Origin of the sequence: Janthinobacterium sp. SUN120 (genome assembly GCF_030397735.1) — a bacterium.
GTDB classification, from domain to species: domain Bacteria; phylum Pseudomonadota; class Gammaproteobacteria; order Burkholderiales; family Burkholderiaceae_D; genus Janthinobacterium; species Janthinobacterium kumbetense.
The window spans coordinates 216409-242324 of the sequence record NZ_JAPUBW010000001.1 but is presented as its reverse complement, the minus strand read 5'-3'; the positions used below and the strand labels follow the sequence as shown (position 1 = coordinate 242324).

Annotated in this window: 22 protein-coding genes; 6 read left to right on the top strand and 16 right to left on the bottom strand. The window is 58.9% G+C overall.

The window, feature by feature from the left end:
• Positions 1 to 24: 24 nt before the first annotated feature.
• The 4 genes from O0879_RS01070 to O0879_RS01055 all read right to left on the bottom strand — a co-directional run bounded on the left by O0879_RS01070 (position 25) and on the right by O0879_RS01055 (position 3954).
• Positions 25 to 834, bottom strand: a complete 810-nt coding sequence (locus O0879_RS01070) for a hypothetical protein (protein WP_289914273.1) — start codon at positions 832 to 834, stop codon at positions 25 to 27.
• Positions 835 to 1286: 452 nt separating this feature from the next.
• Positions 1287 to 2390, bottom strand: coding sequence for a DUF262 domain-containing protein (locus O0879_RS01065; protein WP_289914272.1), 1104 nt, complete (start codon positions 2388 to 2390; stop codon positions 1287 to 1289).
• The gene (locus O0879_RS01060) at positions 2390 to 3010 is read right to left on the bottom strand and encodes a hypothetical protein (RefSeq protein ID WP_289914271.1); all 621 of its coding nucleotides are present in this window, start codon (positions 3008 to 3010) and stop codon (positions 2390 to 2392) included. The genes O0879_RS01065 and O0879_RS01060 overlap by 1 nt, the downstream gene beginning before the upstream one ends.
• A gap of 506 nt (positions 3011 to 3516) precedes the next feature.
• Positions 3517 to 3954, bottom strand: coding sequence for a helix-turn-helix transcriptional regulator (locus tag O0879_RS01055; RefSeq protein ID WP_289914270.1), 438 nt, complete (start codon positions 3952 to 3954; stop codon positions 3517 to 3519).
• Positions 3955 to 4034: 80 nt separating this feature from the next.
• On the opposite strand from O0879_RS01055, the gene O0879_RS01050 reads away from it, so the two are divergent.
• The 6 genes from O0879_RS01050 to O0879_RS01025 all read left to right on the top strand — a co-directional run bounded on the left by O0879_RS01050 (position 4035) and on the right by O0879_RS01025 (position 11258).
• Positions 4035 to 4238 carry a ribbon-helix-helix protein, CopG family gene (locus O0879_RS01050; protein WP_289914269.1) on the top strand — a complete coding sequence of 68 codons (204 nt, stop codon included), beginning with the start codon at positions 4035 to 4037 and terminating at the stop codon, positions 4236 to 4238.
• A 10-nt stretch (positions 4239 to 4248) separates the two neighbouring features.
• Positions 4249 to 4452, top strand: coding sequence for a hypothetical protein (locus tag O0879_RS01045; protein WP_289914267.1), 204 nt, complete (start codon positions 4249 to 4251; stop codon positions 4450 to 4452).
• 37 nt (positions 4453 to 4489) lie between these two features.
• Positions 4490 to 4678 (top strand): hypothetical protein, encoded by a 189-nt coding sequence (locus O0879_RS01040; RefSeq protein WP_035820911.1) that lies wholly within the window; start codon positions 4490 to 4492, stop codon positions 4676 to 4678.
• Complete coding sequence (locus O0879_RS01035) at positions 4675 to 4881, top strand: ogr/Delta-like zinc finger family protein (protein WP_289914266.1); 207 nt, start codon at positions 4675 to 4677, stop codon at positions 4879 to 4881. Before O0879_RS01040 ends, O0879_RS01035 begins: the two co-directional genes overlap by 4 nt.
• A gap of 396 nt (positions 4882 to 5277) precedes the next feature.
• Positions 5278 to 5889, top strand: coding sequence for a hypothetical protein (locus O0879_RS01030; protein ID WP_289914265.1), 612 nt, complete (start codon positions 5278 to 5280; stop codon positions 5887 to 5889).
• Between the two features lie 326 nt (positions 5890 to 6215).
• Positions 6216 to 11258: a diguanylate cyclase gene (locus tag O0879_RS01025; protein ID WP_289914264.1), complete on the top strand. Its 5043-nt coding sequence runs from the start codon at positions 6216 to 6218 to the stop codon at positions 11256 to 11258.
• Positions 11259 to 11302: 44 nt separating this feature from the next.
• On the opposite strand, the gene O0879_RS01020 is transcribed toward O0879_RS01025, so the two are convergent.
• From O0879_RS01020 to O0879_RS00965, 12 genes are all read right to left on the bottom strand, one after another.
• Positions 11303 to 12802, bottom strand: a complete 1500-nt coding sequence (locus tag O0879_RS01020) for a nucleobase:cation symporter-2 family protein (protein ID WP_289914263.1) — start codon at positions 12800 to 12802, stop codon at positions 11303 to 11305.
• Between the two features lie 653 nt (positions 12803 to 13455).
• Positions 13456 to 13680, bottom strand: a complete 225-nt coding sequence (locus tag O0879_RS01015; protein WP_289914262.1) for a hypothetical protein — start codon at positions 13678 to 13680, stop codon at positions 13456 to 13458.
• Positions 13681 to 13763: 83 nt separating this feature from the next.
• A complete protein-coding gene (locus O0879_RS01010; RefSeq protein ID WP_289914261.1) occupies positions 13764 to 14090 on the bottom strand; it encodes a hypothetical protein in 327 nt (108 codons plus the stop codon).
• Complete coding sequence (locus tag O0879_RS01005) at positions 14087 to 14584, bottom strand: glycoside hydrolase family 19 protein (protein ID WP_289914260.1); 498 nt, start codon at positions 14582 to 14584, stop codon at positions 14087 to 14089. Before O0879_RS01005 ends, O0879_RS01010 begins: the two co-directional genes overlap by 4 nt.
• A 14-nt stretch (positions 14585 to 14598) precedes the next feature.
• The gene (locus O0879_RS01000) at positions 14599 to 15027 is read right to left on the bottom strand and encodes a hypothetical protein (RefSeq protein ID WP_289914259.1); all 429 of its coding nucleotides are present in this window, start codon (positions 15025 to 15027) and stop codon (positions 14599 to 14601) included.
• Positions 15028 to 15094: 67 nt separating this feature from the next.
• On the bottom strand, positions 15095 to 16945 hold the full coding sequence (locus O0879_RS00995) for a hypothetical protein (RefSeq protein ID WP_289914258.1): 1851 nt from the start codon (positions 16943 to 16945) through the stop codon (positions 15095 to 15097).
• Entirely contained in the window at positions 16945 to 17775 is an 831-nt protein-coding gene (locus tag O0879_RS00990) for a hypothetical protein (protein WP_289914257.1), read from the bottom strand. Before O0879_RS00990 ends, O0879_RS00995 begins: the two co-directional genes overlap by 1 nt.
• A 7-nt stretch (positions 17776 to 17782) precedes the next feature.
• Entirely contained in the window at positions 17783 to 18544 is a 762-nt protein-coding gene (locus O0879_RS00985) for a hypothetical protein (protein WP_289914255.1), read from the bottom strand.
• The gene (locus tag O0879_RS00980; protein ID WP_289910553.1) at positions 18541 to 18831 is read right to left on the bottom strand and encodes a hypothetical protein; all 291 of its coding nucleotides are present in this window, start codon (positions 18829 to 18831) and stop codon (positions 18541 to 18543) included. The genes O0879_RS00985 and O0879_RS00980 overlap by 4 nt, the downstream gene beginning before the upstream one ends.
• Positions 18819 to 19850: a hypothetical protein gene (locus O0879_RS00975; RefSeq protein ID WP_289914254.1), complete on the bottom strand. Its 1032-nt coding sequence runs from the start codon at positions 19848 to 19850 to the stop codon at positions 18819 to 18821. The genes O0879_RS00980 and O0879_RS00975 overlap by 13 nt, the downstream gene beginning before the upstream one ends.
• Positions 19847 to 21316: a hypothetical protein gene (locus tag O0879_RS00970; protein ID WP_289914253.1), complete on the bottom strand. Its 1470-nt coding sequence runs from the start codon at positions 21314 to 21316 to the stop codon at positions 19847 to 19849. The genes O0879_RS00975 and O0879_RS00970 overlap by 4 nt, the downstream gene beginning before the upstream one ends.
• A complete protein-coding gene (locus tag O0879_RS00965; protein WP_289914252.1) occupies positions 21313 to 25887 on the bottom strand; it encodes a phage tail length tape measure family protein in 4575 nt (1524 codons plus the stop codon). Before O0879_RS00965 ends, O0879_RS00970 begins: the two co-directional genes overlap by 4 nt.
• Between the last annotated feature and the right edge of the window lie 29 nt (positions 25888 to 25916).

The following is a 25916-nucleotide window of genomic DNA, read 5'->3' as shown; positions in this document are numbered from 1 at the left end:
AAAAAAGAAGTCCCGAGCTCTGCTCTATGGTGCATCAATTGATACCCAATTTGCCTTATTAACAGTTACTGGCGAATTAATTTCTTTAATGCGCGAACTCAATTTATCTGCCCCAACAATCAAAAGTAAAGCAACGACAAATCCCAAGTTAGCTTTCCACATTCGACGACTATTCCCATGATTATCATGAACAAAAATCATGGCAAAAACTCCAATTACCAAAACAGAAATTATCGCCGATGCCTTACTGGCAAACCTCTCAAAAATCTCTGTTTTACTGTTACCCCTCTCGATTACATCCCAAGCTGTTTCGTCTTGAAGGGCAATTTTTTTCACACCAACGATATCGCCAGAAATAGCATACTTAACTGACGAACTTCCCGTGTAAAACATTCTAACCAAGCAACCATCGTCTTGCTCCAGGATTCGAAAATTTATAATAAATGAATTTTTCCCATCAAGTTTTACCGAGCAGCCGACCACTTTTCGACTTTCCCTTTCAGTTGATACAGATAAAATATTTGCAGAATCATCTTTTATTGTAACGCGAATCGGCGTAAGTACGTCTTGTGCGGAAATTGGTAAATTTCCAGCATTCCAAAAGGTATGTGATGCAAGCCGAACACTTTTATTCAATGGCGTACCATCTTCGCGAGTAACTTTAAGCGGAATACGAACTTCCTCCTTTACGTCGTAAATAGTTTGCGGAACAAAGTCCGCAGAAAAAGTTGGCTGCTTAAACTGAATACTCTTATCGTAAAAATACCAAGATATATATGCAGCAATCAATATACTTAATAATGCAATAACATATCCAATATAATCTCTTTTCATCTACTCCCACCCCCCCAAAATAAAAATAATATAAATAAAAATTTCTATTATTAAATTTAAAACTCAGCGTCAAAACGCATATGCAGCATAGCTAGTCGTGTCGTATTCACACTAAGAAGTACATCAGAGGTTGCTGTGAGTCTACACGCCAAGGTTGAGTTCGTGTCCGAATGGCAGACCTGACACCGCCCTCCAAGCCTGCACATTTGGAACTTACATGAACGAACGCATGCTGATGGAAGCTGGGAAACCGTAGAGTCGAAAAAAGTCGGATCCGCAGCCGTATTAATAAATCGATCTGATGCCCACAGCTGCCAAGGATCAGTGTTTTAATAAAATATGGCCACGGCTTCCAGAATAAAAACCAATGCCTAATCAAATCCCAATCCCAGCAACCATAGTAAATAAATCTCTACAATATAAATACATAGTAAACATCAATTAAAATACAATCAAACCAATTCCAGCGCTTCATTAATTATATCTTCAACTGCGTCATTACGGTCCATACGCTGTCGCTTATTATTTACAGCTTCTCGTGCTGCTAGCGCGTAATCGTCTGGAGGTGTTTCCAGGAATGTCTTTAGAGCCGTTGACAATGATCGCAGCTTAACTTTACTAATACCATCGATGCTTTCGAAGTTTCTTACCAGTGCAATCAATAGAGTAAAAGCATTCGACTTTGAATACCAAGGCGAAGACTCCGGCAATTTCAAATCAGAAATAATTTTTGCGGCCCAATTAAGTTTATTCACCACCTCATCTTTATTTTGATACTCATCAGCATAATTGAATAAATTTGGTTGAAGCTGTTCATTCCTATTATAGAAATCGCTTTCTATAGTTGAAATTAAATTTAGAGTATAGGCCAGATGCACCTGACGTTGAATCTCGTAAACAGAAAAGATTGGCCCCTCGACAATAAACTTAATAAATTTATCGGCCTTTACCAAGTTCCCCCACTTAATAAAATTCTTTGAAATGTTCGGGTCACTCTTATAGAGATCCGGATCAATATTTTTATCACTAGAGCCATCTTCTAAATCGCGTAGTTCTCCACACATCATTTTTGCTACCAACATATACTCTGAAGATGCATATTCAGAAGAAATTTTTTCTATCTGAGAAAGAGCATAAAAAGTCCGATTTAGGCGTTGAAAAATTTCTTTAATTTTCGGATCATTTTGTGGCAGATCCAGGTCAATAATTGCAATTTCAAATTTCAGAAAATCTTCTTTTTCCGTCTGAGTAAGATCAGAATATTTCCTTTCATCAACCTCAAACTTATCCGCCAGATATTCTACGATTGTATTCATACGTTGTTGACCATCCACAATACAACTAGTGGATTTCATCGTAACAACATCCAGAGTTCCACGAGATAGGAAAATCTCAGGAAATGGGAAACCCAATAAAATAGTTTTAATGAAATCAACTTTATGGGCCAACCTCCAAACCAATTTCCTCTGAAAGTGCGGCGATAAAATAATAGTCCCGGCTTTGATATCCGATGCCATGTCTACCAAATCTCTCGATCTTACTTTATACTTACTCATTATTTCCTTTCGATATATTTAGAATAAACTGGCATCAATTTTTTCTCAAAAAATATTTGTGAAAAGTAAATTGCGCAGTTAATAGATTTAAAATTTCCTCGATACTTATTTGTAAGCCGTCGAAAAAATTCTTCCCATTCAATTTGCTTCTTGCAAATAGGCATCAAATCTGGACGAAAATACCCTTTAGCCAATCCTTGAAAAAATAATTCCTGAACGTTATCGCAATATCTCCTATCAGGGAAATTTGTATTATTCAGATATCCATTAGTTGCAATGAGTGATGCTTCAGAGTATTCCTGGAAAACTCCAGCATCAACTATTGCCAAATCCAAATCAGACGAACTAGGGTCAAAGTCAGTATGCTTGTATAGGCTATGTCCTGTTTGAGCCGATCCAGAAATGCAAAGTGATTTAAATGGAACTCCAAATTTAGCAGAAACAGCATCAAAAATTGAGAAAATCGGATCATTCGCCACTTCAGAAATCGGTGACGGACGATAGAAAAATATTCTCCTTACAATTTGCTCATCAGACTCACCGAGTCCCTGCGCATGACTAATTGCCTTATCAAGAGAACTTTTTTTAATCGTCAGCGCAATACCTTCAAGTCCCTTCACCAAACTCTCCCTTTTCCCGGCTTTACCCAAAAAGAAATCAATTAATCCCTACCTGAATACCTTACCCATTACAGAAAAACTCAAAAAATCACCAGAAATATATTAATAAAATAACAATACAAAAAGTGAGTGACTTATAAACAAAATTATAAATATCTAACGAGCCAAAATACCACTTAAGTCATCAATGAAATCTATCAAGAAGCCGCTAAGATGGTTGCAACTTATTTCCACTCCCTACAATCCAAGTGGAAAAAACATTAGAAGCATTAGAAATACATTCACATCTGATACCTTCTGCCGTTTCGATAACGATGCCAACTGTAAAAGCTTTCCCATCGTAATAGCAGGAATTTCGGCTGAATCCTGTTACCGCCGTGGCCATGACTTCGCGTTTGCACAGCGACCAACTGCAAGCAAAAGCAAACATTAAAAATGCTGCAATTATCAATTGAGTACCCCACCTCAGAGGTAGAAAGCACCTCTTCCGCCACAATTTCCGCTGGTTATTTTTTTTTACTTCCAACGTTAATTGTTTGGGGAGCCACTATATCCCCATGCACTTGCTGACCTACTTCACCATGAATGATTGTCTTAACATGAGGTTTTCCACCAGCGGTGGCTGAGTCATATGGTGTCTCGACTATTCCCTCCACAACCCCGAGAACCCTTGCTTTCGCACGAATATCCAGTTTGCGATAGCCAGTCAACAGTTCATGCTCGTCCGCAGGTAACGCAGAGAGCGCATGTTCTCCAGTCAGCAAATACAACACGTCTACCCCAGCTGCAGCAACGGCCGCCAAATAGTCAGAATCAGGCGTGCGGGAGCCATTTTCATAGTTGAACTGGGCACCCTTTTTTACTCCGCCTAGGGCAGCAAACTCGTCCTGATTAAGGCCGAGGCGCTTCCGTTCTTCCTTGAGACGATTAAAAAAATACTTCATTTGAGTACAAATACCTTTCAAAATCACTCAAATGAGTGATATATTTACGCCATTCCGTAGCGATTACAGATCATAACATTATGAATAATTTGTCAAAAGTCGGACGTCTGGCGAAGGGCGTCACTTCTCGGCCACTCGGCGTCCGCCTGACGCCTGATGAGGTAGCCGAAGTCGAGGCCTACGCAGAGAAACTTGACCGGTCCCGCGCCTGGTTTCTACGTTTCCTGATCCTGCGCGGCCTCGCCGACTTCAAGCGCGAACTCGCTTCTAACCTCACCCACTAAGGACAACGTCATGTACCCCGATGCAAAACGTATCCGCAGCCACCGCGTCATGCTGCGCCTCGATGACTATGAGCACCAGCTTGTTTCCTCGATCGCCAACTACCAGGGCGAAGAGCTTGCGGTGCTGGTGCGCCAGATCGTGATGCGTGAAGCCTTGGCCGTGATCGCCTTGGATGACGCCACCATCGACAGCGTACAACGTCGCAGCATCTAAACCGAGTCACTTTTGAGCAACTCTAAAGTTACAGAAAATGCCAGACCATCAAATTAACCTCAATGACGAAGAGCGCGCGGTACTGGAACTCGTGCGCCAGCGCCAGGGGCTGGCAAGTATCGATCAGGCGGCCGAATGGCTCGTCAAGTCGCGCTTACGCAAGCAGTCAAAAAACATGACGGGTCGCGGTCGCGCCCTGTACCAAGTGGAAAGAAAGCTGAAATGAGAGTCATCGGCATGCCCTGCCCGCATTGCGAAAACACCGTCCGCGCCGTCAAAAGCCGCATGATGTCCGCCATGTTCAAGGAAATCACCTACATGTGCCAGAACCCCGAATGCGGGCACTCCTTCGTGGCAGGCCTGGAAGTGCTGCGCACCCTCTCGCTGTCCGCCATGCCCAAGCCGGATATCCGTCAGATACCGTCTTGAACGGCAAGTCCTTTTGTCAAATAGTGCGCGTCAAAGGCCCCGCTTTTTCACCGGTGGCTGGCGGCAACGGTGGAAAGTAAACGGTGCTGCGCACCAACGAGGCTCGAACACAAGAGGCTAGCGCCACGCGCAGGCAACAAGGCGGACAGCATCCGATAGCGTCATAAAAATATTGTTGCGTGTCGCAAACGTTCAAGACCTGCTTAGGCAACCAAACGATACTACCTCCATCTCATGCCAACCGAGGGAGTCTGATGAATACCGCTGCCATGTCCGCCTTGTGCGAAATTGACGATTTATTAATAAATGAAATTTTCGGTGCAGTATCTGTAGCCCTCGATGAGGTATGGAGCTCCAGCGCAACACAGGGAAAATCACACTCACTCATGGATTCATATGTCAATTCGTAAATTTCACCGCCTGTCGGCATGCGTCCTGGCGGCCTATATATTGCTGCATATTGTCAATCACCTGATGGCCATTGCCGGCGCCCATGCGCACATCGCCTTCATGGAGGCGACACGGCCACTCTATCGAAATGCCGTCGTCGAGCCGGTGCTGTTGGCGTGCGTACTGTTTCAATGTGGCAGCGGAATATGGATGGTGCTGCGGGGATGGAAAAAACGCTGCGGGTTCGTAGCGTGGCTGCAGGCCGGCTCAGGGATCTATCTGGCCCTGTTCCTGCTTTTTCATGTCGGTGCGGTCCTGTTTGGCCGCGCCGCGCTCAAGCTCGACACCAATTTTTACTATGCCGCAGCCGGTTTTGTGCTGATGCCATATGAATTGTTCTTTGCACCGTATTATTTCTTCGCAGTGTATGCCCTATTCACGCACCTGGGCTGTGCCGCATATTGGCAAGTCGAAGCGCACTCGCCGATGGTGCGCAGGCTCGCCGTTGGCGTTCCGGCAGGAGTCGGCCTGGTGGTCGCCCTGCTGATCAACCTGGCGCTAGCTGGCATGCTCCACCCGCTCGACATTCCAGCGAAATACCTGACTATTTACCGGTAAGCGGGGCGCGAGCACGCTGAGCCAGAACACGCATGAAAAAAGGAAACCGAACCATTTGCTTGTACGAATTAGCCTGCACATTCTTTTTCCGATGGCGTACAAAGTGCGCCATCATGCTCGTTATCCAGTTTCCACGTTGCGCTGGTGCCGCATCCCCTCATCGCTCCCCCTCAGTGCCTGCCGCCGCTGACGTTTTTACAACAGCCCCCATCGCCCCGCGCCCTCCCCCGCGACTCCCTACTGATATAATACTAACAATCAACTAGTACTCCGAAATGTGCGCCTCAAGGCTCCCGCAACCGTCTGTGTACCGCTAAGCCCAGCCCATGCGCTCCCTTTTCGACCACGAGATCATCAAACAGCTGCACAGCGGTACGCGCTCGCGGGTTTACCGCGCCCGGGCCGCCGATGGCACTGCGCTGATCGTCAAGATGCCGAATCAGCCGTTCCCCTCCTTTCAGCAGCTGGGACAATTCAAGCGGGAATTTGCGATTGCGCGCCGCTGCCGCCATCCGGGCGTGGCGCATCCGCTGGCGCTGCAGCTGCACGGCGGGCGCTGGACGATGATCCTGGAAGATACCGGCGGCCTGGCGCTCGACCAAGTGTTGCGCGCGCAGGTGGCGGGGCGCAGTACTCCGTCGCAGCCCGCATTGACGCTGGACGATTTTTTCGACATCGCCCTGCAATTGTGCGCGGCGCTGGACGAGGTCCATCGTCAAGGCGTGATCCACAAGGACATCAATCCCTCCAATCTGGTGTGGAATGCCGAACGGCGCCTGCTGCAGCTGATCGATTTCGGCATCGCCTGTGAACTGCCCTACGAAAGCCATGGCATCGTCAATCTCCAGACCCTGGAAGGCACGCTGCGCTACATGGCGCCGGAGCAGACGGGGCGCATGAACCGGCGGGTCGATTGGCGCGCCGATTTCTATGCGCTCGGCGCCACCTTGTACGAAATGCTGACCGGCCAGGCGCCGTTCGAGACGGGCGACGAGATGGAACTCGTGCATTGCCACATTGCGCGCAGCCCGGACTGGTCGCACCCGGCGCTGGCCAGCTTGCCCGGCCAGCTGCTGCCGATCATCCAGCGGCTGCTGGAAAAAAATGCCGATCAGCGCTACCAGAGCCTGCAAGGCTTGCGCAGCGACCTCGCAGCCTGCCGCGCGAACAAGCCAGCGCAGGCGCTCAAGCTGTCCGACCACGACGGCCGCTTCCTCGTGCCACAAACGCTGCACGGGCGCGAGAATGCCATCGCCACGCTGCTGGCGGCGTTTGAGCGCAGTGCCGCCGGCACCTGCGAGATGCTGCTGGTGGCCGGCCATTCGGGAATCGGCAAGTCGGCGGTCGTCAACGAAGTGCAAAAGCCCATCATCGCCCGGCGCGGCCGCTTCCTGTCCGGCAAATTTGACCAGCTCCAGCGCGACGTGCCGTATGCCTCGCTGATCCAGGCCTTCCAGGGGCTGGTGCGCCAGTTGCTGGACCAGCCAGAAGAAACCCTGCGGCAATGGTCCGAAAAACTGCACGAAGCCCTGGGCAGCGGCGTGGGCGTGATCGTCGAGCTGATTCCCCAACTGGCCTTGATCGTCGGCCCCACCGACCCGCTGCCCGCGGCGCCGCCGGCACAGGCCCAGCTGCGCCTGGACCGCCTCTTCCCCCGCTTCGTCGAAGTCTTCGCCTGCGCCGGGCATCCGCTGGTGCTGTTCCTCGACGACCTGCAATGGGCCGATGCGGCCACGCTGCGGATGATCGAGCTGCTGATGGTCTCCTGCGACAAGAGCTGCATGCTGTTCATCGGCGCGTACCGCGATAATGAAGTGGGCCCCGCGCATCCGCTCAGCGCGCTGCGCGACAAGCTGCTCGCCCGTGACGTGCGCCTGTCGACGCTGTTACTGAGCGCACTGACCGAGCCGCAGGTGGCGCAAATGGTCTCGGCCACCGTGCGCGTGACGGCGCCTTACTGCGCGCCATTGACCAGCATTTGCTACCGCAAGACGGCCGGCAATCCCTTCTTCCTCAACCAGTTCCTCGCCGCGCTCAACGAGGCGGGTCACCTGCGCTACCGGCCCGCCGACGATTGCTGGGACTGGAACCTGCCCGCGATAGAACAGGCCGGATACGCCGACAACGTGGTCGAGGTGCTGCTGGAGAAAATCCGCCGCCTGCCCGGCGTGACGCAGCACCTGCTGCAACTGGCCGCCTCCAGCGGCAACCGCTTCACGCTCGACACGCTCACTCTGGCAGTGGACCGCGCTCCCCGGCAAACGCAGCAGGACCTGTGGCCGGCGCTCAGGGCAGGCTTGATCCAGCCGCTCGACGAACGCTACAAATACGTCAATGGCGACACCGCCGCGGGCAACAGCGGCGTCAGTTACCGCTTCCTGCACGACCGGGTGCAGCAGGCAGCCTACCTGGTCGCCGATGCCGGCGCGCGCGCGGCCAACCATCTTCTCATCGGCCGCCTGCTCCTGCGGCATACGCCGCCGGAGCGCCAGGACGAGACGCTGTTCGACATCGTCGAGCAGCTCAACGCCGGCCGCGCGCTGATCGACGAGACGGGTGAGCGCGTGCATCTGGCGACGCTCAATCTCCAGGCCGGCGTCAAGGCGCGGCGCTCCGCCGCGTTCCAGTCCACCCTGGAGCACATGCGCATCGGTCTCGGCCTGCTGCCGGCGGACGCATGGAACGCCCACGCCGGCCTCTGGCTCGAGCTGCAGCTGGGCGCCGCCGAAGCGGCCTACCTGTGCGGCCAGTTCGAAGCTGCCGAGGCGATCTATCCACTGGTGCGCGCCCGTGCCTTGAGCCCCTTGCAGCAGGTACGCTGCATAGCCATCCAGGCGCACCAGTATCAGTTGCAGGGCCGCCTGCTCGACGCCATCGCCGTGCAGCGCGACGGCCTGGCGCAGCTGGACATCGACATTCCGCACGATGTGGCGCACATGAAGGCGCGCTTCACCGACATTCTCGCCGACATCGGGCGGCAGCCCGGCGCGCATGCGCCCGAGACCTTGCTGGCGGCGGCCGACATGTGCGAGTCGGACGCGGTGGCCGCGATGCAGATGATGCAGGGCCTGTGGATGGCCAGCTACTACGCCGGCCAGCAGGATCTCAGCGCGCTGATGGTGGTGTCGATGACGCGCCTGTCCATGCAGCGGGGGACCAGCGATTTCAGCGCTGTCGCGTATGTCGGTTACGCGATGATGCTGGCGCTGTACAGCGGCGACATCGCGCGCGGCTACCACTTCGGCGCGATGGCGATGGAGCTGGCCAGGCGCCGTACCAACCTGCAGACGCGCACGCTTACGGGCCTAATGTTCGGCGCGCTCAGCAACCACTGGACGCAGCCGCTGCGCAGCTCCGACGCCCTGTACGAGGAAGCGTTTGGCTGGGCGCTGGAAATCGCCGATTTCGTGCAGGTCGGCGTGGTGGCCGCCGTGCGCGCCACCGACCGGATCATCCTCGGCGACTACCTGCCGCACCTGATACACGACATCGAGCACGACCTGGCGCTGATGCGCGCCAACGGCCAGCAGGCGATGGCCGATTGCTGCGTCGCCGCCGCGGTCCAGCCGATCAAGTGCCTGACGGGCCTCTTGCCGCGCCATGACAGCTACGACGATGCGGCGTTCAGCGAGGCAGGCTTCCTTGCACGGTATGGCGACTCGCACCTGTACCGCGCCTATTTCTTGCAAGGGAAGATCCGCAACGCCTACCTGTTCGACAACGCCGACGCCGAACCGCTGGCCGGCCAGCTCGGCATCGTCACGCAGATCATGCGCGGCCAGGCCAAGGTGGCCGAGTGCAGCTTCTACGCCGCGCTGATCCTGATCCGCGCCTTGCGGCGCGCTCCCGCGCGCACCGATGCGGGCGATCTGTGCGCCGTGATCGGCACGCTGCAAGCGAGTCTCGCCGAGTGGGCCAGGCAAGGCTCGGACAATAGCGCTGCCAAGCACCTGCTGGTGATGGCCGAGATGGCACGCTACCGGGACAATCTGCAGCTTGCCACGCGCCTTTACCAGCAGGCGATCGACGCGGCTGGCCTGGCAGGTTACGTCAACATGCAAGCGCTGGGCAATGAACTGTGCGGCGAATGCTGGTGCGACCAGGGGCAGCCGCGCGTGGCAGCCGTCTTCATTGGGGACGCCATCGCGCATTACGGCCAGTGGGGCGCGGAGGGCAAGGTGGCGCAGCTGCGGGAGCGCCATGCCGCGCTGCTGTCAAGGATGGATGGCCGCGGCACGCAGCGGCATTCCGTCTCCCACACGCACGGCAGTTCCGCGCTCGACCTGGTGTCGCTGCTGAAGGCGGCACAAATCCTGTCGAACGAAGTCGGCCTGCGCAACGTGCTGACACGCCTCATTGCCATCGTGTGCGAAAACGCCGGCGGGCAGGTAGCGCGCCTGCTGCTGCTGTCCGAAGGCAGCTACCAGCTGGAGGCCAATATAGACGGCGATGGCGTCACCGTCCTGCAAGCGCGCCCGCTGGACCTGAACGCCGCCAGCGACCCGCAATTCCCGCTGTCGCTGCTGCGCTACGTCATCCGCACTGGCGCGGAGGTGATCGAAGACTGCATCACGGGCGGTTCTCGCTTTGCCGCCGACCCGTACGTGCAGCTGCACCTGCCGCGCGCCGTCATGTGCCTGCCGATCCGCCACGGCGGCCGGATCGACGGCATCCTATACTTCGAGAACCGGCTGGCCGACGCCTCGTTTACGGAAGAACGCGTCGCATTCCTGCGCATGCTCGGCGCGCAGGCAATGATCTCGATCTCCAGCGCCCGGCTGCATGACAGCCTGGAACGGCGCGTTGCCGAGCGCACCGGGCAACTGGAAGACGCCAACCGCAAGCTGGCGACCCTGTCCATCACCGACGGCCTGACGGGCCTGTCGAACCGGCGCCATTTCGACGACGTGCTGCGCACCGAATGTGCGCGTGCCACGCGCGTCGGCCAGCCGCTTGCCGTCGTCATGCTCGATGTCGACTACTTCAAGCTCTTTAACGACCGCCACGGCCACCAGGCCGGTGACGCATGCCTGATCCGGATCGCGCAGGCGCTGGCGGCCGGCATGCGGCGCGCAGGCGACCTGACGGCGCGTTACGGCGGCGAAGAGTTTTCGATCGTGTTGCCGAACACGGGCGCGGACGAAGCGCGCCAGATCGGCGAAGCGCTGCGGCGCGCCATCGAAGACCTGGGCATCGTCCACGCGAGTACGGAAGCGCAGCAGGTGACGATCAGCGTCGGCATCGCTGTCCAGTCCGCGCCGGGCGCCGCCGATCCGGACGCCCTGTTGCGGCTGGCCGATGCCGCGCTGTACCAGGCCAAGGATGCGGGGCGCAATTGCATGGTGCTGAGGATTCTGCCGCCTGGCTGAGCCGTATGCGGCACCCGCCTTTTTTCATGGCGCGGGGCGGCGATTCACTCGCTGCCATGGGTGTGCTCGCGCGCCTGCTCCCGCGCCTTTTCCTGCGATGCCAAGCCGTTGAAGAACAGATTGAGCAGCACGGCGACGATGGCGGCCAGCAGGATGCCGCTGTGCAGCAGCGGTGACAGGGCCTTCGGCATGTGCTGCGCGTACTGTTCCGCCACCAGCGGCAGCATGCCGAAGCCGATAGCCAGGGCCACGATGAACAGGTTGTTGCGGTTGCTCTTGTAATCGACGCCGGCTAGGATGCGGATGCCGGTGGCGGCGACCATGCCGAACATCACCAGCCCTGCCCCGCCCAGCACGAACGCCGGCACGGCTTCGGCCGTCTGCGCGATCTTCTGAATCACCCCCATGACGAGCAGGATAAGGCCGGCCGCCACGCAGACCCAGCGGCTGCGCACGCCCGTCACCCCCACCAGGCCCACGTTTTGCGAAAACGAGGTGTAGGGAAAGGTATTGAAGATGCCACCGATCAGGGTGCCCAGGCCATCGACGCGCAAGCCGCGGCTGATGTCGTCCTGCGTGATGCGCTTGTCCGTCATCTCTCCCAGCGCCAGAAACATGCCCAAGGACTCAATCATGACGACGATCATCACCAGGCTCATGGTGACGATGGCGACCACGTCGAAGGTCGGCATGCCGAACTGGAACGGCGTGACGATGGCAAAGGCCTTGGCGCCGGCCACTTTGGCGAAATCGGCCTTGCCCAGCGCAAACGACAGGGCCGTGCCGGCAATGATGCCGATCAATACCGCGATATTCGACAGGAAACCGCGGCCATACTTGGCCACCAGTAAGATGACGGCCAGCACGAAGAAGGCGATGCCCATGTTATCCAGCGCCCCGTAGCCGGGATTGGCGATCAGGGGTGCGGGACCGGCTGGCGCGGGCAAGCCGGCCGCCGTGGCGGCAGCGGCCATCTTGAGGAAGGCGGGATCGGCAATTTGCGCCATGGCGGGCGGCCCGCCCATGGTCCAGTTGACGCCCACGCGCATCAGCGACACGCCGATCACGGCGATGATGCTGCCGGTGACCACGGGTGGAAACAGGGCCAGCAGGCGGCTGATGAAGGGAGCGATCAGCATGGAAACGACGCCGGCGCCGATCACGGCGCCAAAGATGCCCGTGATGCCCAGGGCAGGATTGTTGGCCATGGCCAGCATGGGACTGACGGCGGCAAAGGTGACGCCCATCATGACGGGCAGGCGGATGCCGAAGTACTTGCCGATGCCCAGGGACTGGATCAGGGTGACGAGGCCGCAGCAGAACAGGTCGGCACTGATCAATGCCGCCACCTGCTCGGGCGGCAGCTTGAGGGCGCGGCCGACGATCAGCGGCACGGCGATGGCGCCGGCATACATGACGAGCACGTGCTGCAAGCCCAGCGTAAACAGTTTGCCGGCAGGCAGGATTTCATCGACGGGCGATGGCGCGGCAGGCACGGTGCCGGGCACGCTGCGGTGGATGGATTTCAGACGGGGAGTGGCCATTTACGCTCCATTTCCTGGGTTACCGCGGCCCGGATGGACGCAGGTGAAAGGGAAAAGCAAGAGAGAAACGGGACGACAGGAAGACACTGGCGGCGGACGAGGCATACGAAGCTCCTTGGATGGGACGACCAAGGTATGCCATGCACGCATCGTGCCAGGTGGATTGTATACAAGAATCGTGCCGAAAATCGCCAGAGATCAGGCAATTTGACGATGGATGCACCGTTTTCTCGCATGCCGCCACCCGCCTGCACCACAAGGCGGCACAAGGCGGCGGGGCTGGCAGGCCGCGGATTGGGGATGGCGGATGGCTGGAGTTGGAGTTGGAGTTGGAGTTGGAGTTGGAGTTGGAGTTGGAGTTGGAGTTGGAGTTGGAGTTGGAGTTGGAGTTGGAGTTGGAGTTGGAGTTGGAGTTGGAGTTGGAGTTGGCGTTGGCGTTGGCGTTGGCGTTGGGAACTGGAGTCTGAAACTGGAACCTGGCGATTGGTGCTGAGAGCCTATCCCAGTAGAGGCATACATCCCCTGCTGGTGCCTCTCGGAAGTGAAGACTGCATTGATCGTCGTCGCGTGGCTCGCCACGCGTCCCCCTCAGCCTTGTCCGCGCTCCTGATGCGCTGCCAGCAGAAGACGCTCCCTGCCAGGATAGTAGGCGCTTAGCCACCAGAGCAGGCATCAAGCAGCGTTTCCAGCTGGCGCACATGGGCGGCACGCAATTGCTCGCGCGCCAGCAAGGCTTGCACTTGCTCGAAGATGCCGTGGGATGGCACCGTCGGCAAGGCGGGAGCGGCGGGACGCGTGGCAATGCATGGCGCGCTGACCGGCCAAGTTTCCAGCTTTGATGCCGGCACCCATGCCGCACAGCCGGTTAATATACTCATCAGCAACAGCGCGGCGGCGCACCTGGCACACCGCCCCCCTGCCGTCCTCCTGGCCCGCCACCCCGCACTCGCACGCGGCGGCCTCATGGCATTTCGCTGGCGATCAACGCCTCTGCGGCACGGCAGGCGTCACCTTCGGGCTTCAGCGCCAGGATGCGCGCCGCTGCCGCTTGCGCATCTGCCTGCCCGGCCTGCGCCGTGGCCAGCGCCTGCCGCACCCGCGCCGACCGGCGTGCGCCCTCTTCCCGCATCGCATTCAGCGCCTGGGTCTGGCGCCCCAACAGGCCCTGCACCTCCTGCACTTGCGCCGCGCACGCGGCGCGACCAGCTTCGCGTCCCCAGCGCTGCGCGCAAAACACGGCTGCCCCCAGCAACAGCAACATGGCCAGGATGCTCAACGACGGCTTCATGTCAGCACCTTGCGCGCTGCCGCGTACATGACCAAGCGTTCGGCCAGGCCGTTCACGCCGCCGTTGATGCGGCGCGTCACCCTTTCCTGGTCGCCCGCGTCGGCCAGGTGGTTCAAGCCACGCGATTGCCAGAACCAGCCCGCCGAGCGACACGCGAACATCGTTTGCTCCAGCAACTGCGGCGCCGCCAGCAAGTCCAGGCCCAGCGACACGCCGCATGCCGCATAATTGGCGCGCCCCGTCACCTGCAGCAAGCCGCGCCCCTTGAAGCGCACGCCGTCGCCGGCAATCACATTGCCCAGATCCGCCCTCCCCTCATAAGCCGCGCCACTAGCCAGCTCACGCACATAGCGCAGCTGTCCCGATTCGTGGCCTACCTGCGCCAGGAACGCTGCCTGGCGCAGCGGCGTATCAATACCGAATTCGGCCATCGCCGCATTCAAGGGCGCCAGGAACAGCATAGCGCGGCGGCCGGCCAACGGCATGATCTGCATCAATTGGGCGCCTGTCACAACATGCCCCGCACATCCTTGACGGCAGCGGCCGCATCGGCCGCCAGTTCGCCGATATCCTTGCCACGCCGCTTGTCGAACCAGCGCACGCAGGCGCCCAGCACCCACCAGGCTGGCAAGCCGGCCGCCACCATCAACGGCGCGGCGATGAACAAAAAACCCGTTGCCGGATCGCCGCCATACAGCCCCGCCACGGTCTTCGCGCTGTCAAACAGGCTGGGCCACCACGACAGCACGGCGGCCACGAGCACGGGGCCGAGAAAGGTGGAAATGATGATGCTGGAACAAAAACGAATGAATGCCTCCTTGGTGGACTGGGGCCACATGAACATGAAGCCCAGCGACGTGGCGGCGGCGCCGGCCAGCACGGGCACGCCAAACAGTTTGATCAATGCGCCGCCAGCGGCGGTGGTTCCGAGGGCCATGATTGCCTTTCAGGTGGTGGAAATGAAAAAACCCGCCGAAGCGGGTTTAAGGTGGACAACTGATTTGCTACACGGCCTTGACCATCACATAAGCCCGGCCATCGGGCTCGGCCGAGATCACGCGGCCGACTGCATGGAGGTACTGCTTCATGCTGAGATCGTCCTCATGCACGGCGATGCCCTTGATGCCGGCGCCGTCCTGCACCGGCACGATGTAATCACCAGGCTGGGTACCCAGCACGTTGACCGGCACGCGGCCGGCGATGGCGATGCGGTCGACCTTCTGGCGCTCGACTTCCAGCGCCGCGTCGAAGGCGGCCATGGCTTCGGCATCCTGCAGCACGGCGGTGTTGTGGGCGGCCAGTGCGGCGGCGTAGATGGCCTGCTTTGCTGCCCACTCGTCATCAGTGTCGCCGGGTTCGGCTATGACGTCCTCGAATTCCGGTGGCTCAATACCTGGAACTGCCTGCGACGTGACTACATCTGCACGGCGCACGGGCCGGGTCGGCGCTACCCCGGCCTGGGCCGACGGGCGCGGCCCAACCCCATGGCTCCAGGTATCACCGCCCACGAACGACGGGGCCGTTGATTTGATCGAAAACATCACGGCGTCGGCCCACATGTCGGTGACCTTATTCTCAGCGGTGATACCGACAATCTGGCCAGGAGCTACGATGCCGCACATCGAGCTTTTGAAAATATACTCGGCATAATCATTGCCATTTGTGTTCACCGTGCCGGTGACATTAATACTACGGCTTGTCGTACTGTTCTTTCCAACAGTCAATACTGCGGGCGAAAACGACCATCCCGCCTGGCCATTCGACGCAACCACCCATACAGAGGGATTGGCGGCGGCATCGGTGCCAACGTACAAAATCGGATCGCCCTCGGCAGCGCCGCGACTGATGCTATGCTGAAGGCCAGTATTGGTGCTGCCTGCTTTCAGCAAGGGCACATACACTTGGCCATTGCCCTGAAATCTCGCCAAATCTGCGGAAGTTGTATTGGAATTTTTGTCGTATGCCCGGAGAATAAGACGGAACCCCTCCTTCCCAGCCAGGGAGTTTGCACCGCCTGAAACATACCAGACAAACTGTCCAGTCGAGTAGCTGCCGGCAAGCCCGCCTACACCCAGTGAAAGTACGTCATTTACTACGCCCGCTGCCGCCCCTGCAGAGCAGGGTCTAATATACCCGCCCCCCGTAGTCCAATCCCCGAAGAATAACCCGTTGTTGACCTGTACTGCACTGTGCAGGCCTGCGTACGTGCCTGAATTGGATATACCGCGCATGCGCGGTGGATATACAGCAGCATTTCCTGAGTCATAGACAACTGCTCCAGCAGGAGTTGCTGTCACTGATACTGGCTGTGCGTATGTCGTAGTGGTATAGCCCAGCAGACTAAATGATGCCGAACCAAACGTCCCGGCTCGGAAATGCAAGTACACCTCAAAAGTTCCGTTCACTTGCTGAAAAACCTGTATTCGCGCGTTTATCGAAACGGCGCCATTAAACGTCGCATCGTAATAAAAGCCGTTCCGCACACCCAGCATGAGGACGAACGGGGTACTGGCGCTTGCAGCCCAATCGCTGTTGACTACACCATCAATTCGCAGGTGCTGTGCATTGCTGCCGCCGTCAGCTGCAAATGTAGCGATCCGATACCAGATACCCGTCGGGGGATTTTGGCCAACGTAGCTATAACCGTACTTATTGGTTATGCCCACCGCCACAGGAAAGGCCGTTGCAATTGGGATGCCCGGATCAAGCCACGCCGGACTCATATAGCCATTCGGCCCGCCCAGTGGCGACCGCCCCACTGCTGCAGCATACGACGCCACCACGGCGCCGCGCCCGGCCAGCTCATTCAGGCGCTGGATCGTATCCTTCTGGCCATAGTAGAAAAAGTCACCCATTACATTTCCTCGATTTCGATGTTAGTGGCATATGCCAGGTAATACGGTGTGGTGATGGCGGAATTGCTGGCAATGCGACCATACACCTGATGCGCCTGCTCGAGCTCGCCGTCGTCGCTCTCTGGATAGAGACTGACCAGCAGCGGGCGCGACAAGCCGTTACCACGCACGATGCGCCACACCTCGGCCCGGTCCAATGGCGTCATATGGTCGAGCGCCAAAGACAACTTGCGGTACAGTGCGCCGCGCGCCACAGTCTGGCCGCCAGCGCCGTCCCGGTTCTGGGTGCTGGTGTCGACCGACGTGACACCGGCACCATATGACGCGTTCTGCTCCGGGCTCCAGTAGGGGCCGGCCACCAAGCGCGCCGCCTCGATATAGCCTGCCGGATTGTCCGGATCAGCAAGCTCGATCACCAGTTTCTTGACGCTGACCATCGGCAGCCAGCAGCGCGCATACGTGCCGCCGCCGTAGCTGAAGGCGTTCACACCGAGCGGCAGCGCGCCCCAATCCCACATACCCAGCACAGCGTATTCGCATGCCGATACGATGCCCGTATCGAAATCAGGCACGGCGTCACCTGGCTCGACGTAGCCGCGTACACGGATCGTCGCCGTCGGCGTCAGGTTGCAAAATGGCAGGGCCACGCACCCAATAATCTCGGGCGTGGGCCAGGTAGCGGTGATGGTCAGGGCCAGGCCGAGCGAGCGCAGCACGGAAAACTTGCCTTCGCGCTGCAGATTGGCCGGCCCCAGCGCGTCGGCCTGGCTCGATGCGGTCAGCACAGCCCGGTCGCCGGCGTTGTCGTAGATGATGCGGAGGTTGGTCATGTCAATCCTATTCGTAAAGTGAAGCATCTATGACCGGCAACACCAGGCCGCTGGTATTGCCGTAGGTCTGGTCTTCAAAATAACCATGGGTGTTTCTAGGTGGAACATTGGAATTACTCGTCTCGACCATTCTCGCTTTGACGTTCCCGTCAGTTCGCCGATAACAGGCAAGCCACTCGGTGAAGCGCGCAGACGAGCCTCTAGTACTGTAGGACTCCCTGTTACGCATAATTGACGGCACTAGAAAAGCGGGCTTCCTCGGCAACGATGGCAGTGCCAGGCTTGATTCTGTGCTGCTGACGTTGATTCCTGCCGCAATTTGCTGTATCGCCAAATGCACCTTTCCGCTGTCGAATAGCAAGCGCCCGGAGGTATCCCACAGGCGAGTAGCCATCCCGGCAGTTGATATCTCGACTGGGCTCAATGAGAATACATACGCCTCGGGAAGAACGGGCGGCAACGCAACGGAGGGGGGAAAAAATGCATGAACTCCCGTGTGGACATAGGTAACTCCCGCAAAGCCATACTGATTCTGCGGCCACCACCAGATATTTTCGTCGGAGACTGGCAGCGTCCAGAAGACCATGAATCCCCGACCGTTCGTTGCCGGTAAGACACCGCTATACCCATGCGAAAGAAAGCCGGATTCGCCACCGTCATTCGAAATGATGGGCGTCGGATTAAGTGTCACCTTGCCAATAAACTCGGGCACCAGATTGACGTTGTCGATCAAGCGATGGCCAGCATCCGTGTTGAAAAAGAGGCTCATACGGCAAATACCAATAAAAGAATGGGACCGCCGTTAAAAGTTGCGGGTTGAACGGTAAAAATAAGCTGGGGGTTACCAGCGCCGTCCTGACCAACAACCCAGGTAAAGCTGCCGCCGTGTACTTGGTAGATACGCAGCGCCAGGCCTGCAGCGCCGTAGAAGGTCCGTACCAGCGGATCGCCGACCTTTTGCTCGTGCATGCCCAGGAAGACACCGCCAGCAACAGTGGGTGTGATGACCGGCGTGCCGTCGGTTTTAAAGGTCCAAAGGCCGATCATCGCGGCCACTTCCCACAAGCCATGGCGATGCTGCCATCGGAGTTGTAAAAATACAGCCCAGTTCCTGTCTGGTCGTACCCTTCATTGTTACCGGCAACGCGATTGGGACTCTGGATCAACTGAAAGGAGCCGACAACGCCCGACAGTACGCCGGAGAACTTTGCAACCGGGGGAGCTACCGCAGATCCAGGCGTCACGGTAAGTCCTGGCATCTCAAAATAGCCCGTACTCGACAGCTGAAAAAAACCACCTGGCACATTAATATTGCCAATAAGCAATCCTTTGTCGCTCAAATGAAAGCCGCTGCGGCCGTTGCTGGGCCATCCGTAGTTATTGCTCGGATACCCGGCGCCTCCATGCAGCGTCGCGCTGTAGATATCGCCCGCCGTGACCTTGCCAAGGTCGGCACTGATTGCACTCAACTGACCTACTTTAAGTGCGTTCAGGTACGGTGCTGCCCACTTGGTGGTGCCGCTGGCCGGATTAAAAATGCCATCCGAACGGTACAGCGATTCGCCGGCGCCAAACAGCGGCGGCGAACCCTCCCACACGGTGCCGGCGCCCCAGGTATCAATTGGCGGATAGGATGTTGCCCCCTCCGTGCTGAGCGTCGCCGGCGTGCTTCCCAGGGACAGCAGACTGGTTTTGCTGTAGCAGACGCGCGCCGAATTGCCCGTCACGCCGTCGAAGATCTTGCTCACCGTCTGGCTGGCCGTGTAGGTCAGGCCGTCGACCACGATGCTGGCCGTGACCGTCACGCTGTCGCCCACCATACCGGCATACGCCATGCTGGCAACATTACCGACGCGCGTCAGCACGCTGGCGTTGCTGGCGGTGAATGTCACCTGACCCTGCATGTTCACCAGGCCCGCCGTGAAATCGATGCTGGCAGGCGCGGCAATTGTCGTGGCCGCCACCTTGAACGCCTGTGCCGTAGCAGCCAGCAGCAGCACGCGGTCGTTGGCCGGCGCGAAGCGCGGCACGGTATTCATAATCAGTCTGTCGCGTTCCCCCACAATCGCGCTCATGCCAGCACCCCCACCGTCACTCTGCCCGTCAGCCAGAAGCGCGACAGCAGCACCACCACGCCCGGTACGCCATCCTGCAAGCCAAAGCGTTCAGCGCGCAGTTGTACGGGCTGTCCCAGTTCCAGCATCATCATCTCGGGTTCTCCATCGAATTCGTAAATGGTGCGCGGCACCTTGTTCAAGGCCAGGCGCCGCTGCGCTTCCGCACGGGCGTCGGCCCGCGTCTTCAGGCACGTATCGATCTGCACCGGGTCGTCGCTCAAGCGATAGCGTGCGCGCACCGCCGCGTCGACGGCCGTCTCCGTCAGCCATTCCGTGGCATACAAATCCGCATGCGCGGGCGGAATGCTGGTCGTCAGCGCGGCCTGCAGCGTGTAGTTGCGGTCGAAGCCAATCTTCACGGCGGCCGTCACGGGCACGCGCTGCGCGGGACGCAGTGAGCGCTCGCGCATCTGCTCCGGACCGATTTTCACCGGCACGCCGGCGGCCGGCAGCGCGATCTGCACCAGGCGCAGCTGGCCGGTGCGCGACATGATCGCCTGGGCGCCCACGCTGGCCGCCAGTTGCTGGATGGCTTGCGCCTGGTTCGTCCGGTCCGCAACATACAGGCCCACCAGCTGCGGGTGGGCGGCGTCGAAGACGGCCAGGTTGTCCAAATCCAGGTCGTCCGGGGTAAAACGGTCGGCCGCCTTGCCGTAGGCGGTGGCGATGCGCTGCACCAGCGGCGCGATGCGCGGCGCATAGCCACCGCCCTTGTCGCCCTGCACGCTGGCCGTGATCGTGGTGGAAAACGGATCCGTGGTCAGGTTGAAGCGTCCCGCCTGGTCATTCAAGGCCACGGCGATCGGCTTGCCATTGGTGCGCACCTCGAACGTCGATTCGACCGCGCCAAGAAAACCGTACTCCAGGGTGGCCGGATTGGTCAGCAAGGGCGCCACGTTATGGCACTCGCCAAACGGCATCGGCAGGATGGCGTCCTTGTTGGGCGTCGTGCCGCCCAGCTTCGCCTCGGTGATCGGCGTATTCAGGCGCTGCAGCTTGTCGCGCAGTACCAGGTTGACCGACTCGCGCCCCGCACTGGCCACGTCGGCGATGATGCCGTCGAAGACCAGCTGGAAGTCGGCGCGCGGCCACGATGCATCGCCGGCCCAGGCCTTGATCGGCCGGTTCATCCAGACGTCGTCCAGCCAGCCATCGAGCGCGCCATCGGCGTTATCGAGTTCGATATCGCCGCCCGACAGCCCCGCCTCGCCGGACAGGCTGACCTGTTCCGTGAAGGCCAGGCCGCCCTTGGCCAGCGGCTGGTACGCGGTATTCGCCGGCACCTCAACCGGCCCGGTGACGTAGGGCCGGGAGGAGATATACCGCGTCACCTCGCGGCCGTCCACATTCACCTGCGCCTCGATCAGCACCATGCGGATGGCCGACGAGCTTTGCAGCCATTCCTGAAATTGCGCATCGGTCATGCGTATTCTCCTTTCACTGCATTGGCCCAGGCGGATGCCCGGGACGATTTGTCCACGCCATCGACCACCGTCCTGGCGGCGTTGGCGTTCGATTCAAAGGTGGCCTGGATGGTGGCGCCCGTCTGCGCCCGCTGGTCGGCGCGCAAGCCTTCCAATTCGGCTCGCATGGCCTGGTTGTCCTCGCGCAGGCCGCGGATTTCGGCCACCAGTACGTCGGAACCGACGTTCGCGGCCGACGAGTAGCGCACGGGGTCGAAGACTGCCGCCGCGACCGGGGTTGTCATCGCCGCCAGTGCAGCGATCACGGGTGGATTGCTGAGCTTGACGCCAAGATCTGCCGCACCGCCCATCGCTGCCCGCAAGCCGGCAATGGCTTGCGCCACCGTCAGCACGCTGTCATTGATCTTGATCAATCCCGATACCTGGGCATTGAGCGCATCGAGGCTGGCCTGCTGCACATCGACCTGTTCGGCAGCCCATTTCAACGCTTCCTTGTTCGCTTCCACCACGCGGGCATAATCCGCCGCATAACGGGCATCGGAGGCGTTGACCACCTGCGATGCCGTCAAAAACGCCTGTTCGGCGGCGGACAAACCCGATTGCGCCGTCGAATCACCCGCATTCGCAGCCGCCAGGGTTTTCTCGAACTGGGCCCGTGCTTCCGCATACTTCTGCTCCGGGGTCAGCGTCGACTGGGCGCCCAACGCCATGCTGGCATTGAGCCCGTTCAAGGTCGTCACCCACGATTTCGACTTCTCCAGTGCCGACTTGGCCGCCGCCGATTCCGTCTCGTAGGCCTTGGCCAGCGCATCCTTCGCGCTGGTTACCGCCTTCACGGCCTGGATCTGGTCGAACAGCCCCCGATTCGCTTCAGCGACGCTGGCGCGCTGGGCGGCCAGTAATTGCGCTTCGGTCTTCGTCAGCTCGTTCAGCTGTTGCTGCATATCCTTGCGTTCGCTGGCGATGTCGCTGGCTGTCCTGGTGACCGCAGCCAGCTCGCCAGTGGCAGCGGACAGGTCGGCGGCATAGTCGGCCGCCTTCTTGAACGGCTCGGCGATGGCAAGCAGCTGCACGTACATGTTCTGGCCAGCGACCGTGTTCAAGTCCTGCGCCAGCACCAGCGCCTTGAATTGCTCGCTGGTTGTCACGCCGGACTGCCCCATCGCCGCCATGGCACTGCGCACCGACTTGGTGACGGGGTCCATCTGCTCGGCCTCGGTCAGGAAGTTCTGCACGAAGAAGCTCGTACCGCTGGTCAGGGTATCGAGGTCGCCCGCCGCGTGTATCAGGCTTTCGCTCAGCGCCACGGCGGCAAGACCGGAGGTGTTGAACGACTTGCCCAGCACGGCCAGCACATCCGACACCTGCATGTAATTGTTCGCCACACGCGCCAAGGTTTCCAGGTAGCCCTCGCCCACGGCCTGGTATTTTTCCAGGCCGCCCACGCCGAACTTCGCCATGTCGTCACCCAGTTTCGAAAAGGCCGCTTCCAGGGCTTTTTGCATTTCCTCGCCCTTCAAGTCCTTCAAGCTGATCTTGCCAAGGCTGACGACGAAGGTGTTCAAGCGCGCCGAGAAGGCATCGCCGCCCACGCCAAGGGAATCGGCTGCCGCGACGATACTCGTGCGCAGGCCCAGCACGATCTTGGTAAACTGATCATTCGTTTCAGGCCCCATGGCCGTAAGGTTCGTGGACTTTTTATCGCTGGAAAACCAGCCGCCGGACTTCTTGATATCGACGTAGGAATTCACATTGAAGCCGGATTTTTCCAACGTGCCCAGGCTCGACGAATTGGTCACGATGCCCACATCCTGCACCGTGGTCTTGCCGCCAAAAATGCTGCTGACGACATTGCCGATGAAGCCGCCGCTGGAGCTGCCTTTGGTTCCCAGCGCGGAAGTCAGGATATCCGAGCGCACCAGCAAGCTGCCCAGGCCACCGATACCCGACACAATTTGCTTGAGCGAGACCACCATCGACGACGAATACGCAAGACCCAGACCGGAGTTTTTCTCCATGATTTCCAGACTCTTGGCGATCGATTCCGATTTCGCGGACGAATCGCCGAGCACCGTGCCGGTGCCGTTGGCGGCCTGGCGATCTTTGGCGGTCGTGTCGACGCCGCCACCGCCGCCGCTGAAGGCGCCGCCCAGCACGGCGGCAATCGCCGCCGCTGCCGCCGCATAGCCCCACGGTCCCATGGAACTCATGAAGGACATGAACACGCCCGGCACCTTGGCCGCATTCTGCGCCGCCTGGCCGGCGGCTACTGCGCCCGTCTCCGTTGCCTGACCGACGACCACGCCTGCGGCGGACGAGCCAGATACAAACAGGCTGGTGGCCAGTTTTTGCAGTTGGCCGGCCATCTCCACCGCGCGAAACGCCTTTTCGGCCCCCTCCATCAACTTGTAGCCCGTGCTGTTTTCCTTGAAGAAGCCCTTGGCCGCACCAGCCATATCGCGGTAACCCTTGATCTGGGCCTTCGCGCCATCCTCGCGGGCCTTCGCTTCTGCGGCCTCTTTCTTGGGTTTGTCCTCTCCGGCGTCCGTGAGTCCTTCGCTCAGGGTACGTTGAATGTCACGCTGTGCCTTCTGATAATCGGCGAAGGCCGTGCCCAACTTGCCGACCGCTGCCCCCGCCTTGCCGAACGCCTTTTCCAGCGCGTCTCCCATGGCCTTGGCACCATCGACAGTGTCTTTCCACGTTTTTTCATCCGCCGCCTTGGCATCGGCGCGGTTCTTGGTCTCCTTTGCCTTGGCCTCCTCTTCGCGTTTCTTCGCCGCAGCTTCCTTCTCCTGGCGCGCCGTTTCCTCCAGTTGCGCCAGATCGGCGTTGACTTGCTGCTGTACGCGCAGCTGTGCCGCACCCGTCTCGGCGATCTTGTTGACGTTTTCCTGACGGCCTTGCGCCGTTTTCGCCTGAAAACCTTTTAATACGTCGGCTTGCTGCTGGTAGGCTGCAACCTCGGCGGCGCCACGCGCGCTGATGGCCATGCGGCGATTCGCAAAAAACTCGTCCTCGCTCAAGGCGCCGCCCTTGCGGCGCGCTTCATCGAGCTTGGCCTGCTGGTCATAACCTTCGGTCTTGATGCGCAAAGCGCTTTGAATCGCCTGCAACTGGCCTGCCAGTACTGCGTCGCGGGGATCCGAGCCAGCCGCCGGGAGCGCGGCGGCCTTGGCAGGCCCCGCAAACGAGGCGTGCACTTTCTGCCGCAATTCTTTCTCCTTTTCAGGAGAAACTGCGACACCGCCAGCCCTGGCATTGGCCAGGGTTTCCTCGAGCTTCCTGATTTCCGCGATCTCGCGCTCCGCCTTGGTGACATAGCGCTTCTGCATTTCGTCCAGGTCCTTGACCGCCTGCTTGCCATCGGCATTACGTTTCGATTCCGCCTGGTCGGCCTTCGCCTTTGCTTCCAGCTGCGTCTTTTTGTTTGTCGCCACTTCCAGGGCTCTGGCCTGTTCTTGCTCGAACTGTTCCATCTGGGCGCCTGTCAGGCGCGCCGCCGGGTGCGTGCCGGGAACCAGCTGGCCAGTGCGGCGCACATCGGCCGTACGTTTCTTTATTTTTTCAATTTCGTCTTCCGGCGTCTCTTCGCGCCCGATGGAACGCATGCCATCCATGAAGCTGGACCAGAGATTCTTGCTACCTTGCAGCAAGGTGCCGATCATGCTGAGCTTTTCAGCCCGTTTTTGCAGGCCCGCATTGATCAAGTCGCTAGCCATCACCATGGCCTCTTGTGTCTTGCCTTCCTTTTCCAGGGCGGCGATATGCGCGTACTGGGCACCTGTCAGGATGTTGTAATTCTTATCGTGCGTATCGACCCAGTTGGTGACGCCGTCCGCCATCGTCGCGAAGTCAGCCGCCACGGCACCGGCCGACTGGCCATTCATTTGCGCCATCGTGACGGCGGCCGCGCCCACGGAATTGAGCGCTTCGCTGGTGAACTGGCCCGTTTCCACCAAGGTCTGCAAGACCGCGCGGGTATCGCCCAGGCCGCCCTGGCTGGCATCGGATACCGACGCTACCATGGTATTGAACTGCCCTTCCGTGATGCCGGCGGCATTGCCGGTCAATTCCAGGGCGCGGGAAAATTTATCCGATTCCAGCTGGCCCTGTACGAAGGCCTCAGCCACAAAGGCCGCCACGTCGGCCGCCATCTGCAGCGCCAGCAACGGTCCAGCGCCCAGGCGCTTCATGGCGAGTTCCGTCAAGCCGGTAGCATTGGCCATCTCGCCCAGGCCATCCTTGATCTTTCCAATGTCGGCGTTCAAGCCGCCTTCGCCGATCTTGGCCGAGGCCTTGGCAAAGCCATCGACCGCCTCCAGCGCCTTGAGCAGACCGTCCGCGGCATCGCTGCCGCCTTTACCCATGGCAATGTTCACATCGGTCGCCATGCGGGCCGCTTCGGCCTGCGCACGCACCCGTGGTTCGAAGTTGCGAAACTTGCTACTGGCTTCCTCGACTTTATCCCCTGTCTGTTTACTGGCGGCAGCCAGGTCATTCACCGCCTGCGTCCCCTCCTTTATTTCTGCCGCATTGACGGCAATCTTTAACTCAGTTATCTCTGGCATGATTGGCCCATAAAAAAAGCCGCGCATGG

What these genes read in the sequence shown, in the direction of transcription:
- O0879_RS01050 (WP_289914269.1), top strand. Translation starts at nt 4,035, where the DNA reads ATGAATAATTTGTCAAAAGTCGGACGTCTGGCGAAGGGCGTCACTTCT.
- O0879_RS01005 (WP_289914260.1), bottom strand. Translation starts at nt 14,584, where the DNA reads ATGCAGATCATGCCGTTGGCCGGCCGCCGCGCTATGCTGTTCCTGGCG.
- O0879_RS01030 (WP_289914265.1), top strand. Translation starts at nt 5,278, where the DNA reads ATGTCAATTCGTAAATTTCACCGCCTGTCGGCATGCGTCCTGGCGGCC.
- O0879_RS01065 (WP_289914272.1), bottom strand. Translation starts at nt 2,390, where the DNA reads ATGAGTAAGTATAAAGTAAGATCGAGAGATTTGGTAGACATGGCATCG.
- O0879_RS01070 (WP_289914273.1), bottom strand. Translation starts at nt 834, where the DNA reads ATGAAAAGAGATTATATTGGATATGTTATTGCATTATTAAGTATATTG.
- O0879_RS00975 (WP_289914254.1), bottom strand. Translation starts at nt 19,850, where the DNA reads ATGAGCGCGATTGTGGGGGAACGCGACAGACTGATTATGAATACCGTG.
- O0879_RS00965 (WP_289914252.1), bottom strand. Translation starts at nt 25,887, where the DNA reads ATGCCAGAGATAACTGAGTTAAAGATTGCCGTCAATGCGGCAGAAATA.
- O0879_RS01035 (WP_289914266.1), top strand. Translation starts at nt 4,675, where the DNA reads ATGAGAGTCATCGGCATGCCCTGCCCGCATTGCGAAAACACCGTCCGC.
- O0879_RS01045 (WP_289914267.1), top strand. Translation starts at nt 4,249, where the DNA reads ATGTACCCCGATGCAAAACGTATCCGCAGCCACCGCGTCATGCTGCGC.
- O0879_RS01025 (WP_289914264.1), top strand. Translation starts at nt 6,216, where the DNA reads ATGCGCTCCCTTTTCGACCACGAGATCATCAAACAGCTGCACAGCGGT.
- O0879_RS00995 (WP_289914258.1), bottom strand. Translation starts at nt 16,945, where the DNA reads ATGGGTGACTTTTTCTACTATGGCCAGAAGGATACGATCCAGCGCCTG.
- O0879_RS01040 (WP_035820911.1), top strand. Translation starts at nt 4,490, where the DNA reads ATGCCAGACCATCAAATTAACCTCAATGACGAAGAGCGCGCGGTACTG.
- O0879_RS00990 (WP_289914257.1), bottom strand. Translation starts at nt 17,775, where the DNA reads ATGACCAACCTCCGCATCATCTACGACAACGCCGGCGACCGGGCTGTG.
- O0879_RS01055 (WP_289914270.1), bottom strand. Translation starts at nt 3,954, where the DNA reads ATGAAGTATTTTTTTAATCGTCTCAAGGAAGAACGGAAGCGCCTCGGC.
- O0879_RS00985 (WP_289914255.1), bottom strand. Translation starts at nt 18,544, where the DNA reads ATGAGCCTCTTTTTCAACACGGATGCTGGCCATCGCTTGATCGACAAC.
- O0879_RS01015 (WP_289914262.1), bottom strand. Translation starts at nt 13,680, where the DNA reads ATGAGTATATTAACCGGCTGTGCGGCATGGGTGCCGGCATCAAAGCTG.
- O0879_RS01010 (WP_289914261.1), bottom strand. Translation starts at nt 14,090, where the DNA reads ATGAAGCCGTCGTTGAGCATCCTGGCCATGTTGCTGTTGCTGGGGGCA.
- O0879_RS00970 (WP_289914253.1), bottom strand. Translation starts at nt 21,316, where the DNA reads ATGACCGATGCGCAATTTCAGGAATGGCTGCAAAGCTCGTCGGCCATC.
- O0879_RS01000 (WP_289914259.1), bottom strand. Translation starts at nt 15,027, where the DNA reads ATGGCCCTCGGAACCACCGCCGCTGGCGGCGCATTGATCAAACTGTTT.
- O0879_RS01020 (WP_289914263.1), bottom strand. Translation starts at nt 12,802, where the DNA reads ATGGCCACTCCCCGTCTGAAATCCATCCACCGCAGCGTGCCCGGCACC.